This is a genomic window from Sulfitobacter sp. 1A13421, from assembly GCF_043557285.1.
Taxonomy (GTDB): domain Bacteria; phylum Pseudomonadota; class Alphaproteobacteria; order Rhodobacterales; family Rhodobacteraceae; genus Sulfitobacter; species Sulfitobacter faviae.
In genome coordinates this window covers 71,766-89,582 of record NZ_JBIFFQ010000012.1, presented here as the reverse complement: position 1 = coordinate 89,582, position 17,817 = coordinate 71,766, and the positions used below count along the sequence as shown (strand labels likewise).

Annotated in this window: 17 protein-coding genes; 5 read left to right on the top strand and 12 right to left on the bottom strand. The window is 62.4% G+C overall.

The annotated features are described in order from the left end of the window. Positions 1 to 148: 148 nt before the first annotated feature. The gene (locus ACGYLI_RS16650) at positions 149 to 562 is read right to left on the bottom strand and encodes a DUF4864 domain-containing protein (protein ID WP_209217053.1); all 414 of its coding nucleotides are present in this window, start codon (positions 560 to 562) and stop codon (positions 149 to 151) included. Positions 563 to 622: 60 nt separating this feature from the next. Beyond that, entirely contained in the window at positions 623 to 2,203 is a 1,581-nt protein-coding gene (locus ACGYLI_RS16645; protein WP_394419954.1) for a lysine--tRNA ligase, read from the bottom strand. Between the two features lie 122 nt (positions 2,204 to 2,325). Between ACGYLI_RS16645 and ACGYLI_RS16640 the strand changes: the two genes are divergently transcribed. Beyond that, positions 2,326 to 2,748 (top strand): tellurite resistance TerB family protein, encoded by a 423-nt coding sequence (locus ACGYLI_RS16640; RefSeq protein ID WP_342851951.1) that lies wholly within the window; start codon positions 2,326 to 2,328, stop codon positions 2,746 to 2,748. Between the two features lie 7 nt (positions 2,749 to 2,755). Here ACGYLI_RS16640 and dacB read toward each other — a convergent pair whose 3' ends face one another. Then, complete coding sequence (gene dacB / locus ACGYLI_RS16635; RefSeq protein ID WP_394419953.1) at positions 2,756 to 4,369, bottom strand: D-alanyl-D-alanine carboxypeptidase/D-alanyl-D-alanine-endopeptidase; 1,614 nt, start codon at positions 4,367 to 4,369, stop codon at positions 2,756 to 2,758. A gap of 100 nt (positions 4,370 to 4,469) precedes the next feature. On the opposite strand from dacB, the gene ACGYLI_RS16630 reads away from it, so the two are divergent. Further along, complete coding sequence (locus tag ACGYLI_RS16630) at positions 4,470 to 5,303, top strand: DMT family transporter (RefSeq protein ID WP_394418327.1); 834 nt, start codon at positions 4,470 to 4,472, stop codon at positions 5,301 to 5,303. Here ACGYLI_RS16630 and ACGYLI_RS16625 read toward each other — a convergent pair. From ACGYLI_RS16625 to ACGYLI_RS16615, 3 genes are all read right to left on the bottom strand, one after another. Beyond that, positions 5,295 to 5,888 carry a nicotinate-nucleotide adenylyltransferase gene (locus ACGYLI_RS16625; RefSeq protein ID WP_394419952.1) on the bottom strand — a complete coding sequence of 198 codons (594 nt, stop codon included), beginning with the start codon at positions 5,886 to 5,888 and terminating at the stop codon, positions 5,295 to 5,297. The genes ACGYLI_RS16630 and ACGYLI_RS16625 overlap by 9 nt on opposite strands. 82 nt (positions 5,889 to 5,970) lie before the next feature. Then, positions 5,971 to 7,518 carry a sodium:alanine symporter family protein gene (locus ACGYLI_RS16620; RefSeq protein WP_209217050.1) on the bottom strand — a complete coding sequence of 516 codons (1,548 nt, stop codon included), beginning with the start codon at positions 7,516 to 7,518 and terminating at the stop codon, positions 5,971 to 5,973. An 11-nt stretch (positions 7,519 to 7,529) separates the two neighbouring features. After that, a complete protein-coding gene (locus tag ACGYLI_RS16615; protein ID WP_168612985.1) occupies positions 7,530 to 7,967 on the bottom strand; it encodes a universal stress protein in 438 nt (145 codons plus the stop codon). Positions 7,968 to 8,320: 353 nt separating this feature from the next. Here ACGYLI_RS16615 and ettA point away from each other — a divergent pair, with 353 nt between their 5' ends. Next, positions 8,321 to 9,976: an energy-dependent translational throttle protein EttA gene (ettA, locus tag ACGYLI_RS16610; RefSeq protein ID WP_394412510.1), complete on the top strand. Its 1,656-nt coding sequence runs from the start codon at positions 8,321 to 8,323 to the stop codon at positions 9,974 to 9,976. Between the two features lie 289 nt (positions 9,977 to 10,265). On the opposite strand, the gene ACGYLI_RS16605 is transcribed toward ettA, so the two are convergent. Then, positions 10,266 to 11,243 (bottom strand): response regulator, encoded by a 978-nt coding sequence (locus ACGYLI_RS16605; RefSeq protein ID WP_271688979.1) that lies wholly within the window; start codon positions 11,241 to 11,243, stop codon positions 10,266 to 10,268. Positions 11,244 to 11,617: 374 nt separating this feature from the next. Here ACGYLI_RS16605 and ACGYLI_RS16600 point away from each other — a divergent pair, with 374 nt between their 5' ends. Together ACGYLI_RS16600 and ACGYLI_RS16595 are read left to right on the top strand one after the other, a co-directional pair. After that, positions 11,618 to 11,824, top strand: coding sequence for a cold-shock protein (locus tag ACGYLI_RS16600; protein ID WP_067265226.1), 207 nt, complete (start codon positions 11,618 to 11,620; stop codon positions 11,822 to 11,824). Between the two features lie 141 nt (positions 11,825 to 11,965). Next, positions 11,966 to 12,517 carry a L,D-transpeptidase gene (locus ACGYLI_RS16595; RefSeq protein WP_394419951.1) on the top strand — a complete coding sequence of 184 codons (552 nt, stop codon included), beginning with the start codon at positions 11,966 to 11,968 and terminating at the stop codon, positions 12,515 to 12,517. A gap of 243 nt (positions 12,518 to 12,760) precedes the next feature. Here ACGYLI_RS16595 and ACGYLI_RS16590 read toward each other — a convergent pair whose 3' ends face one another. The 5 genes from ACGYLI_RS16590 to hydA form a co-directional block, all read right to left on the bottom strand. Further along, entirely contained in the window at positions 12,761 to 13,741 is a 981-nt protein-coding gene (locus ACGYLI_RS16590) for an ABC transporter substrate-binding protein (RefSeq protein ID WP_271692321.1), read from the bottom strand. A gap of 27 nt (positions 13,742 to 13,768) precedes the next feature. Then, positions 13,769 to 14,608, bottom strand: coding sequence for an ABC transporter permease (locus tag ACGYLI_RS16585; protein ID WP_394419950.1), 840 nt, complete (start codon positions 14,606 to 14,608; stop codon positions 13,769 to 13,771). Next, on the bottom strand, positions 14,608 to 15,468 hold the full coding sequence (locus ACGYLI_RS16580) for an ABC transporter permease (RefSeq protein WP_209217047.1): 861 nt from the start codon (positions 15,466 to 15,468) through the stop codon (positions 14,608 to 14,610). The genes ACGYLI_RS16585 and ACGYLI_RS16580 overlap by 1 nt, the downstream gene beginning before the upstream one ends. Then, positions 15,468 to 16,253 (bottom strand): ABC transporter ATP-binding protein, encoded by a 786-nt coding sequence (locus ACGYLI_RS16575; RefSeq protein ID WP_067265237.1) that lies wholly within the window; start codon positions 16,251 to 16,253, stop codon positions 15,468 to 15,470. Before ACGYLI_RS16575 ends, ACGYLI_RS16580 begins: the two co-directional genes overlap by 1 nt. Positions 16,254 to 16,327: 74 nt before the next feature. Continuing rightward, positions 16,328 to 17,788 carry a dihydropyrimidinase gene (hydA, locus tag ACGYLI_RS16570; RefSeq protein ID WP_271692325.1) on the bottom strand — a complete coding sequence of 487 codons (1,461 nt, stop codon included), beginning with the start codon at positions 17,786 to 17,788 and terminating at the stop codon, positions 16,328 to 16,330. Positions 17,789 to 17,817 lie beyond the last annotated feature (29 nt).

Sequence of the window (17,817 nt, the reverse complement as noted above, 5' to 3'; positions counted from 1 at the left end):
CGCTTTTCCTTTCCCCGGTCCGCACCTCCCACCGGGGCGCGCCGCTCAACTGCTCAGGCTCGGCGAGGGCCGAACCGCGAGGTCAGGGAAGTATCAACGATGTATTAACCCGCATTTGCCCCGCCGCGCGGGAGCCGCGCAACAATGGTCAGACATTGGCCCCCGGCGCGTCGAGGATTTGCACCGCGCCGATGCGCCAGCCCGCCTCCGTCCGTTCCATCAGATAGCCCAACAGATGCGTGAACCCCTGAGGATCAACCACCTGCACTACCTGATAAAAACGCGCCCCATCCGCGCGCCGGTCAAGGAACCGCACCTCCGCCGGGTTCTGCACCATCGGGTAGCCATTGCTCACCATGCTGCGGAAATTCTCAGGGGTTTGGAAAAAACGCTGCAAATTCGGCGTGGCGAATTCTAATGCGGCGGCGAAATCATTCGCGCGAAAAGCGTCGAACTGGCGGTTGATCGTCTCTTCGATCTCAGCCTGCTGCGCCATCGCGCCAAAGCTCAGGAGGGCTGATAGCACCAGCCCTCCGAAAAACGTGAACATCCCTTTGCGCATTGCCTTTCCCCCTTGCCCTTGCTGAATGATCTAAGTCACGCAAGGGCAGAGGCAAAAGTTTCACGCGCTGGTCAGCTTGCCGGCCAGCGCATCGTCGATCAGCGCGACGGTCTCTTCCACGCCATAAAGCGCGATGAAGCCGCCAAACCGCGGCCCCTGATCGGCGCCCAGCAGCACTTGGTACAGCGCTTTGAACCAGTCGCGCAGCGGGTCGAAACGCTCCTTGCCCACGGCAAAGACCATGCTTTGCAGCGCCTCGGCATCCAGCCCGCCGTCCCAGCCCTTGAGCCGGTCGCGCAGGTCTTCCAGCGCTTCGCGCTCCAGATCGGTGGGCGCGCGGAACACCTTCGTAGGTTTCACGAAGTCATTGAAATAGCGCACCGCGTGACCTGCCGCCGCATCCATGCCGGGGTTGGTCTCGGGCGTGGCCTCGGGCGCGTAGCGCTGGATGAAACCCCAAAGCTGCGACTTGTCCTCGGCGCTCGACACGGAGGCGAGGTTCAAGAGCATTGAGAAAGGCACCACCATATCCGACTTCGGGACATCGCCGCCGTGGATATGCCAGACGGGGTTATTCAGCCGCGCCTTCACGTCCTGCGTCTCATAGGCGCGCAGCTGCTGGTGATACTCGTCGACCGCCTTGGGGATCACGTCGAAATACATGCGCTTGGCCGTTTTGGGCTTGAGAAACATGAAATACGACAGGCTCTCGGTGCTGGCATAGGTCAGCCACTGGTCGATCGAGATGCCGTTGCCGGAAGACTTGGAGATCTTCTGCCCGTTCTCGTCGAGGAACAGCTCATAGCTGAAATGCTCGGGCTTCTTGCCGCCGAGGATCTCGCAGATGCGGTCGTAGATCGCCGTGTTGGTGGCGTGCTCCTTGCCGTACATCTCGAAGTCGACGTCGAGCGCGGCCCAGCGGGCGCCGAAATCGGGCTTCCACTGCAGCTTCACGTTGCCGCCGGTGACCGGCAGGGTCATCTCGTTGCCGTCCTCGTCGTCGAAGGTGATCGTGCCGTCCTTGGCGTTGACCTCCTTCATCGGCACATACATCACGCGGCCCGTTTCGGGGTGGATCGGCAGGAAGATCGAATAGGTCTGCGCGCGCTCTTCGCGCAGCGACTTCAGCATCACCGCCATGATCTCGTCGTACTTCTCGCAAGCGCGCAGCAGCACCTCGTCGAACTGACCCGAGCGGTAGAATTCGCGCGCGGAATAGAACTCGTACTCAAAACCGAAGGTGTCGAGGAAGCGGCGCAGCATGGCGTTGTTGTGATGGCCAAAGCTCTCATGCGTGCCGAAAGGGTCCGGCACGGAGGTCAGCGGCTTGTGCATATGCTCTTCCAGCATCTCCCGCTGCGGCACGTTGCCCGGCACCTTGCGCATACCGTCGAGGTCGTCCGAGAAACACACCAGCTTGGTCGGGATGTCGCTGATCTCTTCAAAGGCGCGCTTGATCATCGTGGTGCGCAGCACTTCGCCGAAGGTGCCGATATGCGGCAGGCCCGAGGGGCCATAGCCCGTCTCGAACAGGACGTAACCCTTCTCTGGCGGCTTCTTTGCATAGCGTTTGAGCACCCGGCGCGCTTCTTCAAAGGGCCATGCTTTGCTGCTAAGTGCCGCGTCTCGGGTCTCGGACATGTCAGATCATCCATCTTTTGGCGTCCATGCGCCCAATGCGCACGGGGTCGCCCGTTCCTATTGCGTCACTCCCTGAGGGTCAATATTCTGCACCGCAACATACCTGTGCAAAGGATACCGCGATGCCCGACACATCTTCCCTCTCGCTCAGCGCCCAAGACAGCCTTGTCGCGCTGATGATCGCGGTCTCGGCCTCGGATGAGGACATCCGCACCGCCGAACTGGTCAAAATCGAATCCGCGCTGAACCTGCTGCCGGTCTTCTCGGGCTATGACAATGATCGCGTGGCGACGATCAGCAAGACGGTCTTTGACCTGTTTGAGCAGGAAGACGGGCTTGATGCCCTCTTTGGTCTGATCCGCGAAGCCCTGCCCGAACGCCTGAACGAAACGGCCTATGCGCTGGCCTGCGACGTGGCCGCCGCCGATGGCACGCTGGACGAGGCCGAGCTGCGGCTGCTCGAAGAAATCCGCTATGAGCTTAACATCGACCGGCTCCACGCCGCCGCGATCGAACGCGGCGCGCGGGCGCGGCACCTGACCTGAGCGCGGGTTAGGACTCTTCTAGCGCAACTTCCGGCTCGGCCCCGACCTCGGCTTCGGCATCCGGGTCGGGCGCCGCTGGCGTGTCTGGCGCGGCTTCGCCCTCCGGCTCGGGCTTCACGGCGACGTTATACAACAGGCCCCACCGCTCCAGCAGCCCACGTTGCACACGTTTGGCCCGCGCGTTCCAAGCCCGCGCCCCCGGCGGACGCTCTCGCTCGGCCCGACTGATCTTGGCCCGTTCCTCGATATTCGCGGTCAGGATCGTAAAGGCCAGCACCCGGTCCTCGGGCGTGGTCAGGAACCCGGCCAGCGCCGAGACGAAGTTCAGCGTGCCGGTCTTCGCGTCGATCTCAATCGGATTGTCGCGCTCAGGGCGGCCCCGATCATCGCGCAGATAGACCGGTTTCAAGATCGGCCGCAGCCCCGTGCCGTGAATGCGCGCCAGCCCCCCGGCCATGTCATGCACGGTCATCTTGCTGTCGTCACCAAGACCCGAATGGTCGATCATCGCCGGGTTTTCCATGCCCAGTTCCTCAATCGCCCATTTGTTCATCTCGGCGGCAGAGGCCCGCAGGCTCGGCACCGTACCCAACCGTTTGGCGCTGGCAGCCATGCCGACCATCTCGGCGGTGAGGTTGGTGGAGTATTTCAGCATGTCCTTGAGGATGGGCCGCAGCTTGGTGCTGCGGTGGGTAACGAGGGTCTCGCCCTCTGGCAGCGTCCCAATCAGCTCCGCATCGCCCAGTTTGATGCCATGGCTCCGGGCGATAGTGGCAAAGATGTCGCCCGCATAGACACCGGGCCGCCGGATCGGCAGCCAGCGCGCCCCGCCAGAGCCCAAGGCCCCTTCCGCGACCGTCCAGACATCGCGCTCAGGCCGGTTCTCGTAGGTATAAACCGGCCCGCTGCGATCCACGACTTCCATCGTGGCGACGCGCACGGCGGGGGCATAGCGCGCCGCGCGGCCCTCCATCGTCACGTCATAACCGTCGCCGCTGCGCTTCCACTCGAAATGCACCCGGTTGTAGTTCAGCGCGATGCCAGAGACGCCGGGGTTGTAGCCGACATGGTCAGGCTGCTCGGGGTCAATCGCAAAGGTCGCGGGCAGCGCGCCCTCATAGACCTTGAAACCGCCCTTCACGCCGATGATGCCCGCCTCTTTCAGGTCTTCGGCCATCTGCCCCAGATTGTCACTGTCGAGGGTCGGATCCCCCCCACCGACGAGGATCAGATCGCCCTGCACCTCACCATCGACGACACCGCCGGTCGCCAAAAGGTGCGTCTCGAACACATGATCCGGCCCCAGTTGATCCAGCGCATAAAGCGCGGTGATCGCCTTGATACTGCTGGCGGGCGGGATGCCATCGGTGGCGTTGGACGCCTCCAGCCAGATGCCGGTGTCTACGTCGACCACGGCAAAGGCCACCGTGCCGGTGATCCCGCTGTCGGCGATGATCTCGGACACATTGGGAATGGCCTGTTTATACAGGTCGGCATCGCGCCCCACGGGGCGCAACGAAGTGGTCGGCGGCTCGGCCCAAGCAGAGGCCGCCGCCAGTGCAGCGGCAGCCGTCCCAAGGAAAATGCGGCGTGTGAAACGTCGTGAAAAACTCTGGCTCATGGGCTAGATATAAACCCCAAGCGGCGTTCGGCCACAACCGGTCTGACAAGGGTGAAGCTTTCGCGGTTGCACAAAACCGCCGACCTGCTAACCCAACGTCATGCAACGCGCTATTCCGATCATGTTCATCGCCATGTCACTGATCCCCGCAGGGGACAGCGCGGGTAAAATCCTGACCTCAGGCATGGGGGTGGCACCGGTCTTCGTGGCATGGTCGCGCTTTGCCATCGGGGCGCTGATGGTGCTGCCGTTCCTGCCCCGTGGCACATGGGGGCTGATGCGCGACTGGCGGCTGTGGCTGCGCGCGGGCACCTTGGCCTTGGGGATCACCTGCATTCAAACCGCGCTCAGGACCGAGGCGATTGCCAATGTCTTCGCCGCCTTCTTTATCGGGCCGATGATCAGCTACCTGCTGGCCGCGATCTTTCTGCGCGAACGCATCAGCCTGCTGCGCAGCGCGTTGATTCTGCTGGGTTTTTGCGGCGTGCTGCTGGTGGTGCGCCCGGGGCTGGGCGGTGGCACAGGCGGGCCGGGGCTCCTTTTTGCCGTGGCGGCGGGGCTGTTCTACGGCGTCTTTCTCACCATGTCGCGCTGGCTGTCGGACCTCGCCCCGCCCCTTGCTCTGACCTTTACCCAACTGGCGATGAGCGCGGTGATGCTGCTGCCTCTGGGTCTGATGAACCTACCCGCAGCCACCCTGCCCGTCGCAGGGTTGGCCACTGCAAGCGCGCTGTTTTCGATGCTGGGCAATCTGCTGCTGCTCTATGCCTACCGCCGGGCGCCCGCCACGCGGCTGGCGCCGTTGGTCTATTTCCAACTGATCGCGGCGGTGTTGCTGGGATTGTTTCTGTTCAGCACCCTGCCCGATGCACTGACTTGGGCGGGGCTGGCGGTGATCATCACGGCGGGCATCACCTCGGCCCGGCTACGCTGAGCGCCAGCCCCCCGCGGCCCGCAGCGCGGTGGACGACACATCGACCATCGGCACATTCACGAAACACCACGCCGGCGCCATGGCCCGGCCCAGCAACTGGCTGTTCCGCCCTGCGATCCGGTAGGGCGCATAAAGCGCCGCCGCCCTGCTCATCCGGGCCGATATACGCTGCCCGGGGCGCGCAAGCACGCCCACCGGCACCGTCTCCATGATCTGCTGCCAGTCTTGCCAGAGGTGAAACTGCGCAAGATTGTCCGCCCCCATCAACCAGACGAACCGCACACCAGGATAATGCCGCCGCAGCGCCGCCAGCGTCTGAGCGGTGTAGCGCGTGCCAAGCTGCGCCTCGATCCCCGTGATCTCGACCTTGGGGTGATCCATCACCGCCCGCGCCCGCGCCATGCGTTGCGCCATGGGCGCCGGGCCATGCTCTTTCAACGGGTTGCCGGGGCTCAGCAGCCACCAGACCCGATCCAGCCCGAAGCGTTTCAATGCCTCGCGGGTGATATGCGCATGCCCCTCATGCGCCGGGTCAAAGGACCCGCCCAACAGGCCGACGACCTGCCCTTTGGTGGCGAATGGCATGGTATTGCGCAAGAAAATGGCCCCCGATCCGAAATCAGGGGCCAAAGGAGGGGCATTGCAGCCCTTTGTCAATGCGAAGCCCTTACTTGTGCTTCACGATCTCGCCCGAGCGCAGCCGCGCGACATAGCTGTTCAACTCACGTTTCACGATCGGCATCAGGAAGTAGAGCGCGATGATGTTCACGATCGCCATGGAAAAGAGCATCGCATCGCTGAAGTCGATCACCGGCCCAAGGCTCGCCGCCGCGCCGATCACGATGAAGAGGCAGAAGATCACCTTGAAGGTCAGCTCCTTCGCCGCCCCCTCGCCAAAGAGATAGGTCCATGCCTTGAGCCCGTAGTAGGACCAGCTGATCATGGTCGAGAAGGCAAAGAGCACCACCGCCACCATCAAGAGCACCGGGAACCACGAGAAGGCCCGCGCATAGGCCGCCGAGGTCAGCGCCACGCCGCTCACGTCGCCCTCGGTCGCGATCCGGCCCGCCTCGGCGTTCCAGATGTAGAGACCGGTTTCCGGGTCTTGGTTGAGCACGCCGCTGATCACGATGACCAGCGCGGTCATGGTGCAGATCACCACCGTGTCGATGAAGGGCTCCAAAAGGGCCACGTAACCTTCGGTCACCGGCTCCTTGGTGCGCACCGCCGAGTGGGCGATGGCCGCCGAACCGATGCCCGCTTCGTTGGAAAACGCCGCACGGCGGAAGCCTTGGATCAACGCGCCGGTAAACCCGCCGACCACGCCAAGGCCGGTGAAGGCGCCCATGAAGATTTGGCCAAAGGCCCAGCCGATCATATCCCAGTTAATGATCAGGATCAGGATCGAGACCAGCACATAGAAGATGCCCATGAAAGGCACGATCTTTTCAGTTACCCGCGCGATGGACTTCAGCCCGCCTGCGATCACCGCAAAGGTCACGCCCGCAAGGACAACCCCGGTGATCCAGCCCGGATAGTCGCCCAAGACACCCGCCAGCTGGGCATGGGCTTGGTTGGCTTGAAACATATTGCCGCCGCCAAGCGCGCCGAGGATGGTGAAGATCGAGAAGAGCACCGCCATGAAACCACCCAACGGCAGGCCCCGCTCGGAAAAGCCTTTGACAATGTAATACATCGGCCCGCCCGAGACATGGCCGTCGGGGAATTCATTGCGGTATTTCACACCAAGCGTACATTCGGTGAACTTGGTCGCCATGCCGAACAGGCCCGCGATGACCATCCAGAACGTGGCCCCCGGCCCGCCGATGCTGACCGCCACCGCGACGCCCGCGATATTGCCCAGACCCACGGTGCCCGACAGCGCCGTCGCCAGCGCCTGAAAGTGGCTCACCTCGCCCGCGTCGTCGGGATCGGAGTAATCCCCCTTCACAAGCTGGATCGAATGCCAGAACCCTTTGAGCTGGATGGCCCCAAAATAGACGGTAAAGACCACGGCCCCCACGACCAGCCAAAGCGCGATCCAAGAGAAATTCGTCCCCGGCAGCGGGGCAAAGATGAATGACACATACCAGCCGGTGTAATCGGCAAAGATCTGGTTGATACGTTGGTCGATGCCCGCAGCCTCTTGCGCGGCGGCAAGGCCCGGCAGCAATGACGCAAAGGCTGCCATCGCAAAGGTCAGTAACTTGTTCATGGCGTTTCCTTTCAGGGAATGATCGTGACCGGCACGCTGGAGCCCGCGACCAACCGGCCCGTCACCCCACCAAAGAGCCGCTTGAGGCCCCGCTCACCAACCCGCCCGACGACGATCTGAACCGCGCCGCGCTTCTTGGCCACCGCTTCGAGGATATCGGCCACGTCGCCATGCCGCACGATTCCCTCGACCTCGACACCGGCGGCCTTGGCCTCGGCCACGGCAGGGTCGAGCACCACGTCATGGGCGCGCTGCAACTCCTGCTCGCGCCGCTTGTGGCGCTGCTCGTTCTCTTCCTTGGTCTGAAAGGTGAAAGGCGACCATTCGATCACAAAGCAAACGGTGATCGAACAATCCCCGATCTGTTTGGCCTGTGACTGGGCAAACGCCAAGGCTCGCGCGCCGGCCTCCGACCCGTCCAGACCCACAACGATGGTGGATTTTGTCATGAGTATTTCCCTGTTGTTGCGCTGAAACCGGCGCACCGCGAACGGCGAGAACCGCCTTCAACCTCCCTACTCTGCGGTAGGCGGTTTTTACCGTCCAACCGCAGATTGAATAAATTCTAGCGCGAAAACGGCAGAAAAGTCGACCGAATTTCACTGATCGACTGAGCGGATCGCCTGCCAAACCCTTGCAAAACCATCCAATAGCCTGCCCAGCCATGCCGCCTGCGCGCGCCACGGGCGCGCCACGCAAACCGCCGCCGGGCAAGGTGCCTGTGCGGTACAGAGTGTTTGATATTGCCCCGCCCGGGCGATATTGCACTGCAAACCCCAAAACGCGTTGCAAGGATTCTCCAATGGCCGCCTATCAATACGTCTATCACATGTCCGGCGTCTCCAAGACCTATCCCGGGGGCAAGAAGACATTCGAAAACATCCACCTGAACTTCCTCCCCGGCGTGAAGATCGGTGTCGTCGGCGTCAACGGCGCGGGTAAATCCACCCTGCTCAAGATCATGGCCGGGCTCGACAAGGATTTCTCGGGCGAGGCTTGGGCCGCCGAGGGCGCCAAAGTCGGCTACCTCCCGCAGGAGCCGAAGCTCGACCCCGAAAAAACCGTCCGCGAAAACGTGATGGAGGGCGTGGCCGAGAAGAAGGCCATCCTCGACCGTTACAACGAATTGGCGATGAACTACTCGGACGAGACCGCCGAGGAGATGGCCAAGCTGCAAGACGACATCGACGCGCAGAACCTCTGGGACCTCGACAGCCAGATCGACGTCAGCATGGAAGCGCTGCGCTGCCCGCCGGACGACGCGATGCCGGAAAACCTCTCGGGCGGTGAGGCGCGCCGCGTGGCGCTCTGTAAGCTGCTGCTAGAAGCGCCCGACATGCTGCTGCTCGATGAGCCGACCAACCACCTCGACGCCGAGACCATCGCTTGGCTGCAGCAGCACCTGATCGACTACAAGGGCACCATCCTCTGCGTCACCCACGACCGTTACTTCCTCGACGACATCACCGGCTGGATTCTCGAACTCGACCGTGGCCGCGGTATTCCTTACGAGGGCAACTACTCCGACTGGCTGGAGCAGAAGGCGAAGCGGCTGGCGCAGGAAGCGCGCGAGGACAAGTCCAAGCAAAAGACGCTGGAGCGCGAGCTTGAGTGGATGCGCCAAGGCGCCAAGGCCCGTCAGGCGAAATCCAAAGCCCGGATCGCGGCTTATAATGAGATGGCCGAACAATCCGAACGCGAGAAGCTTTCTCGCGCACAGATCGTCATCCCCAACGGTCCGCGCCTCGGCAACAAGGTGATCGAGGTCGAAGGTCTGAAAAAGCACATGGGCGACAAGCAGTTGATCGACGGGCTCGACTTCTCCCTGCCGCCCGGTGGCATCGTTGGTGTGATCGGCCCCAACGGCGCGGGTAAATCGACGCTCTTCAAGATGCTGACCGGGCACGAGAAACCCGACGAGGGCAGCATCGAATACGGCGACACGGTTGAGTTGTCCTACGTCGACCAGAGCCGCGATGACCTCAACGCCGAGGACACCGTCTGGCAGGCGATCTCGGGCGGGGCGGAATTGATCAAGCTCGGCGACGCCGAGGTGAATTCCCGCGCCTATTGCTCGTCCTTTAACTTCAAGGGCGGCGACCAGCAGAAGAAAGTGGGCCTCCTGTCGGGCGGTGAGCGCAACCGCGTGCACATGGCGCGGCTCCTGAAAGAGGGCGGCAACGTGCTGCTGCTCGATGAGCCGACCAACGATCTGGACGTCGAAACCCTCCGCGCGCTCGAAGATGCGCTGGTGGATTTCGCCGGCTGCGCCGTGGTCATCTCGCACGACCGTTTCTTCCTCGACCGGATTTGTACGCATATTCTGGCGTTTGAGGGCGAGGCGCATGTGGAATGGTTCGAAGGCAACTTCGAAGACTACGAGGAAGACAAGAAGCGCCGTCTGGGTGCCGATGCGCTGGAGCCCAAGCGCCTGAAGCACAAGAAGTTCGCGCGGTAAGCATTGCGAATGAGCGATCTAAAGGGCGTCGGATTTCCGGCGCCCTTTTTCTTTTGCGCAACGCCGCAACAGCCCCGCCCGGTGGTACACCGGGCATCGCCCTCCCTCCCCCCGGAGGGCGATTCTGCAACGCTGCAACAGCTTGCCAGACCTCCACATCTTGCAGCGCCCTGCCAAACAGCGCGGTAGCGGATCGCCCCCCAGGGAGGGCGATGCCCTTACCGCTTACCTCCAACGCAAAAACCCGCCCGCAATGCGGACGGGTCTATCCCTTCAAAGGCTCCTGCCCTCAGCGTTCGTCGTCGATCGCCGTTTCCAGCTGCGCAAAGAGGTTATCCTCATCATGCCGCACCAGACCGTGCAGCGGATCCCAGCTTTGCAGATATTCGCGCAGCTTATTGCTGGCCGACAGACCCGACCAGAGGCGCTGTTCGGTCACCGAATGCACCTGCAATGACGGGGGCAGCCCGCCATTCATGCCCTTGCCGTCCCAGTTCTTCTCCAGATGCTCGCGCATCCGCTCGGCCATAGAGGCCGTGTTCAACCGCGCGCGGCTCATCACCACGCCGATGAAACGCCCGCTGCCCGCATAGGCCAGATGAAACCGCATGCCCTCCAGCGAATGTACCGAAGCGCGGGCCACCTGCTCCATCTGGCGGCGGAATGCCGGCGCCTTGACCGCGCGGTAGATGCCGCGCGCCCCCTCGACCGAGATCGAAAACAGGCTCATCGAGAAACAGCCGCTCGGCAGGCGCAGCAGGTAGTTCTCAAGCGCAGAGACATTGCTACAGGCCGAGACATCGAGATCGAAATCCTCGTCAAAGCGGATCTGCATCATCTGCGTCAACTCGGCCAGCGTATGCTGCGCCTCGCGCTCGCGCAGCAGAGACGCGTTGAGCATGCTGGCGGCATTGATCCGCGCGCTGAGTTCGACACCATCCAACGGTTTGCAAAGGAAATCCGTGGCACCCGCGTCAAATGCCCGCTGCATCATCGCAGGCTCTTTGCTGGCGGTGATCATGATGATCGGCACGGCGCGGTAAAAGGGCACATCGCGGATCATCTCACACAGGCTGATCCCGTTGATGCCCGGCATCATGATATCAAGCAGGAAGGAATCGAAGGGCCGGTTCGACTCCTGCATGATCTCCAGCGCCTCTTCCGAGCTTTCGCAGCAGGTCAGCTCGTAATTGTCATTCTCGGTCAGGCAACCTGTGAGCAGATCAAGGATGACCGGGTCATCGTCTACGGCAAGGATACGCATCATGTCTCGTTACTCCACATGGGGGGCGCTGGCAGGCGCACTAGGGGCTTTCTGGCAAAAAACCACCTACGCCGGGCAGCAATGAGACCGGTTTGCGGCAAACTCGGGACGGTGAAATTTGGCGTGTTTCCCGCAAAATATGGGGATCACGAAACTTCGTGGCGGGAATTTGCCGAAAACCACGCGACAAAGCGCGCCCAAACCCGCCAAAATGCGATGCCCCTTGAACGAATCCCCCCCGAGTGCAATATAGACGGTGCAGACGTTATCTTTTTCGACCCACTGTCTCCCTCATACGGCGCTCAGTCTATCGATCCAGACCAACCACGCCGGGCCATCGCACCAACGCGGATGGCATCAATATGGAGACTACGGATATGGCCACTGGCACCGTAAAATGGTTCAACACAACTAAAGGCTTCGGCTTCATCGCACCCGACGGCGGCAGCAAAGACGTTTTCGTGCACATTTCCGCTGTTGAGCGCGCTGGCCTGACCGGCCTGGCCGACAACCAGAAAGTGACCTTCGACATCGAAGCTGGCCGTGACGGCCGTGAATCCGCGACCAACCTCGCGCTGGCCTAAGGCCCGGGGGCTTCGGCCCTGATGCAAGAATTCGAACCGACCTGCTGACACCGGCAGGTCGGTTTTTTTATGTCCAGCCTTGCTAAAATAGCCTCCCATGGCAAAATGCGGGCGAAACGCATTATTTTGATGGAGCCTGCCATGCGCCGCCGTACCTTTTTGACCAGCACCGTGGCCGCAGCCGCCCTTCCCCTGATGGCGCAGGCGCGCACCGCCGCCTATGACCCCGCCCCGCAGATGGTGCCGATGAAAGCGCAATATGCGCCCGGCCAATTGCTGATCCTGCCGCGGAGTCATTACCTCTATTTCGTGACGTCGCCGGGCCAAGCGATGCGCTATGGCGTGGGCGTCGGCAAAGCGGGGCTGGAGTTCACCGGCACCGCGACCATCGACGTGAAAAAGGAATGGCCCACGTGGCGGCCAACCAATGAGATGATCGAACGCGACCCGCAGGCTTACAAACGTTTCATCGGCAACACCGACGCCCAGCCCGGCGGCCCCGGCAACCCCTTGGGCGCGCGGGCGCTCTACCTGTTCCAGAACGGGCGGGACACTTATTTCCGCATCCACGGCACCACACAGCCGAACTCCATCGGGCGGTCCGTGTCGAACGGCTGCATCCGGATGCTGAACGAGCATGTGATCGACCTCTACCAGCGGGTGCCGATTGGGACGAAGGTTACGGTACTCTAGGGCCCCTTTCGACAACACCCGGCCCGGAATCAAGCCGCAGGCGCCGGGCCATCGCCTGCCCGCCCCGGCGGGTAGGCGATTTAGTGAGTTCGGGTGCGCCATTGCGAAGGCGCATCACGGCTGAACCATAAAGTGGCACGAGGCTCCGTCGGATCGCCGGCCCGCGTGCAGGCGCTGGCCCTTCCGACCAAGAAAAAGGGCCAGCGCAGCGCCGGCCCCTCCCCTCATCATAGACGCCAAAGCTTACTGAAGCGCCTTATCCGTCACATCATGCGTCCAAGCGCCCTCGGGCTCCTTGGTGATCATGCCACCTTCCATGGTGATCGCCGCACTGCGATCAAAGGCCGCCTCGTCCAGCCGCCCGTCGCTGCCCTCGGTCAGCTTGGCGATCTCGCCCATCATGCGGGTCTGGTGCTTTTCGGTCTGCGCGCCGGTCTGGTCATTTTCCAGCACGATGTCGGCGGCTTCCTCGACATTCTCCTCGGCGTATTTCCAGCCTTTCATGGAGGCCCGGACGAAGCGCGCCAGTTTGTCGACCATCTCGGGGTCTTCGAGGTTCTCTTCGGTGGTATAAAGACCGTCCTCCAGCGTGGAGATGCCCTCGTCCTCATATTTGAAAACCACCAGATCCTCGGGCGTCAGCCCTGCGTCGATTACCTGCCAATATTCGTTGTAGGTCATGGTGGTGGCGCATTCGACCTGCTTTTGCAGCAGGGGATCGACGTTGAAGTTGATCTTCTGGATCGTCACGCCGCCCTCGGAGCCATCGGTCGGATAGCCCAGCTTGCCCATCCAGCTCATCAGCGGAATTTCATTGCCAAAGAACCAAGTGCCCAGCGTGTTGCCGGGGAAGTCCTCGGGGCTTTCGATGCCGTGTTCCTTGAGGCAGGTCAGCATCAGGCCGGATTTCGCGAAGGGCTGCGCGATGTTGACGATGGGCGCGCCCTTCTCACGCGCGGCCAGCGCCGAGGGCAGCCAGTCCACCATCACGTCGGCCCCGCCGCCCAGAAGCACCTGCACCGGCGCGATGTCCGGGCCGCCGGGCTTAATGGTGACGTCGAGCCCCTCTTCTTCGTAGAACCCCTTGTCCTTGGCCACATAGTAGCCCGCGAACTGGGCCTGCGTGACCCATTTGAGCTGTAGCGTCAGGTCGTCAGCGGCCTGCGCCACGCCCCCCCAGAGGCCCAAGGCCGCCCCGGCGGCGATCTTCGTGATGGTTTTCATTTTTATCTCCCTGTTGGTTGGTCGTCTCTAGTTCCTTTGGCTGGGGTGCCAGAAGGTCACCCGTCCTTCGATAAGGGCCATGATACCATAGAACGCCGATCCGGCTATTGCCGCGACAACAATCTCGGCCCAGACCAGATCAAGCGCAAGCTGCCCAACCGAGGTGGAGATGCGAAAGCCCATGCCCAGCACCGGAGAGCCGAAGAATTCAGCAACAATGGCGCCGATGAGGGCAAGGGTGGTGCCGATCTTCAACCCGTTGAAGACAAAAGGCATCGCCGCGGGCAGCCGCAGCTTCAGAAGCGTCCGCCAATAGCCCGCCGCATAGGTGCGCATCAGGTCGCGTTGCATCGCGTCGCTGGCCTGCAGCCCCTGCACCGTGTTCACCAGCATCGGGAAGAACACCATGACCACGACAATCGCCGCCTTGGACTGCCAGCCGAAGCCGAACCACATCACCATGATCGGCGCCATGCCGATGATCGGCAGCGCAGCCACGAAGTTGCCCACCGGCAAAAGGCCGCGTTGCAAGAAGGGAAAGCGGTCAATCGCCAGCGCCGTCAGGAAGGCCGCGCCGCAGCCGATGATGTAGCCGCTCAGCGCCCCTTTGATGACGGTCTGCACGAAGTCAATCCACAGGATATCGAGCGAAGAAGCCATGCGCGCTGCGATCACCGAGGGCGCAGGCAGCAGCACTTGGTTGATCTCGAACCCGCGCACCACGCCCTCCCAGACGGCGATCAGCGTGATGCCAAAGACCAGCGGTGCCGCCAGCGACGCGCCGCGCGAGGGCCGCTGGCGCGCCAGCCAAACGTTGAGCGACAGGCCGGCGACCCATGCGACGATGGCAAAAAGAACCCAGCCCATCATGCCATCCCCATCCGTTTCAAGGTCAGCCGCTGCACCAGCCCGATAAGCCCCACCATGGCCGCCGCAAGCGCCGCCGCCATGAGAAGCGCGCTCCAGATCTGCACGGTCTGGCCGTAGTAGCTACCGGCCAAGAGCCGCGCGCCGAGGCCAGCGACAGCCCCCGTCGGCATCTCGCCCACAATGGCCCCGACCAGCGAGGCCGCGACCCCCACCTTCAGCGAAGTAAAGAAGTAGGGCATCGAAGACGGCAGCCGCAGTTTCCAGAAGGTCTGCCAGCCGCTCGCATTCCAAGTGCGCATCTGGTCAAGCTGCATCTGGTCGGGGCTGCGCAGCCCCTTCACCATGCCCACGACGACGGGGAAGAACGACAGATACATGCTGATGATCGCCTTGGGCAGCAGGCCTGACAGGCCCACGGCATTCAAGACCACGATGATCATCGGTGCGATGGCGAGGATCGGAATCGTCTGGCTGGCGATCACCCAAGGCATCACGCTCATGTCCATCGTGCGGTTGAAGACGATGCCCACGGCGAGAAGCGTGCCGAGCGCGGTGCCCATGACGAAGCCCAGAAAGGTCGCACTGAAGGTGACCCATGTGTGGTAGATCAGCGAGCGTTTCGAGGTGACCTTCTTCTCCACCGTGGTCTTCCACAGTTCCGCGCCGACCTGATGCGGCGCGGGAAGTTTTGGTTTCTCCTGCGACCAGGTGTCGGCCACCAATTCCGAGAATGTCAGCGTTTTGTCGGCCCGTGCCGCCACATCCCGCGCCCATTGTGCGTTGAGCGCGACAGCCGCGCCATACCAGACGACGATCAACAGACCCACGACCGTGAGAACGGGGATAATGTTACGCATCAATCGTCCCCATGCCCGGCGCGCAGCCCCTCGCGCACGCGGTGCGCGATTTCCAGAAACTCGGGCGTCTCGCGAATCTCCAAAGGCCGTTCGCGCGGCAGCGGACTTTCGATCACGTCGGCAATCCGTCCGGGGCGCGGGCTCATCACCACGATCTTGGTGCTGAGGTACACCGCCTCGGGGATCGAATGGGTAACGAAAGCAATCGTCTTTTCCGTCCGCGCCCAAAGCTTCAGCAGTTGCTCGTTAAGGTGGTCACGCACGATCTCGTCGAGCGCGCCGAAAGGTTCGTCCATCAGCAGGATGTCGGCATCGAAGGACAGCGCCCGCGCGATGGAGGCGCGCTGCTGCATCCCGCCCGAAAGCTGCCAAGGAAACTTCTTCTCAAACCCCGAAAGCTCCACGAGGTCGAGCACCCGTTTCACCCGCTGGTCCTGCTCGGCCCGGGGCACGCCCATGATCTCCAGCGGCAAGCGGATGTTGCCGCCGATGGTGCGCCATGGGTAGAGCCCCGCCGCCTGAAAGACGTAGCCATAGGCCCGCGATTTACGCGCTTCCTCGGGCGAGACGCCGTTGATGGTCACGCTGCCGCCCGTGGGCTGCTCGAGGTCGGCCATGACCCTCAGAAAGGTCGTCTTGCCGCAACCCGAGGGGCCGATGAAGCTGACGAAATCCCCTTTGTGGATCTCTAGGTTCACGTCTTTCAACGCGTGGACCGGCCCGTCATTGGTTTGAAAGGTCAGGTCAAGATTGCTGGCGCTGATCACGCTCTGGCTGTCATTCACGTATTTTACTTCCCTGTTGGTCGGCCGCTTTTAGCGCGGCACTTTACCCGGTTGTCGTGGCGGTTCTACATCGCTCAGATCCCCGCCGGGATGTTCAGCGGATCACGCTTGATCATCTTGGGGCTGTTGAGTTCCTTCCATTTGCTGAGGGCCACGTTGGCGCTCGGGAAGGCCGGGCGCGGCACGAAACGGCCCCGGCCGGGCTGCGGCTGGCTGTTCTGACCCCAAGCCCAGATCACCTCGCCACGGCTCAGGGTATAGCGGCTCTGCGCCTTGACCTCGAAGCCCTCGAAGACGTTGTAATCCAGCACCGAATGGTGGTTCGCGGGGCTGATCGTCTTGGTGATCTTCGGATCCCAAACCACGATATCGGCATCCGCCCCTTCGACGATCGCACCCTTCTGCGGATAGATGTTGAGGATCTTGGCGATATTGGTCGAGGTCGCGGCGACAAACTCGTTTGGTGTCAGGCGGCCCGTCTCCACCCCTTCGGTCCAGAGCACCGCCAGACGCTCCTCCAGCCCGTTCGAGCCGTTGGGAATGATCCGGAAATCATCGCGCCCCGCGCGTTTCTGCTCGGTCGAGAAGGCGGCGTGGTCGGTCGCCACCACCTGTAGGCTGCCCGATTGCAGGCCGGCCCAGAGGCTGTCCTGATGGTCTTTCGAACGGAAGGGCGGCGACATGACGCGGCGCGCAGCATGGTCCCAATCGGTGTTGAAATACTCTGACTCGTCCAGCGTCAGGAACTGGATCAGCGGCTCGCCGTAAACCCGCATCCCCTTCTGCCGCGCACGCCGGATCGCCTCATGCGTCTGCTCGCAAGACACATGCACGATATAAAGCGGCACACCCGCCGTGTCGGCAATGGTGATGGCGCGGTTCGCGGCCTCGCCCTCAAGCTCCGGCGGGCGGGAATAGGCATGGCCCTCCGGCCCGGTGATGCCCTGATCGAAATACTTCTGCTGCAACTCGGCCACCAGATCGCCGTTCTCGGCATGGACCATCGGCAGCGCGCCCAGTTCTGCACAGCGCTTGAAGGAGGCGAACATCTCGTCGTCCTCGATCATCAAGGCGCCTTTGTAGGCCATGAAGTGCTTGAAGCTGTTCACCCCCATGTCGACCGCGTCCTTCATCTCGTTGAAGACGGTCTCGTCCCAGCCGGTGACGGCCATGTGATAGCCGATGTCCGAACAAATCTGCGGCGCCGACTTGCGGTGCCATTCGTTGATCGCGTTCTTGATACTGCCATCGGCGCCGGGCAGGCAGAAGTCGACCACCATCGTGGTGCCGCCCACCGCCGCGGCCCATGTGCCGGACTCAAAGGTCTCGGCCGCCGTGGTGCCCATGAAGGGCATCTCCAGATGCGTATGCGGATCGATCCCGCCGGGGATCACATAGGCGCCTTCCGCGTCGATGTATTCGTCACCCGTAAGGTCTTCGCCGATGCGCTTGATCTTCTCTCCCTCGATCAGCACGTCGGCCTTCCATGTCCGGTCCGCCGTGCAGACCATACCACCCTTGATTACCTTGCTCATCGTCTTCTCCCCATCTTTTCTGGCAATTC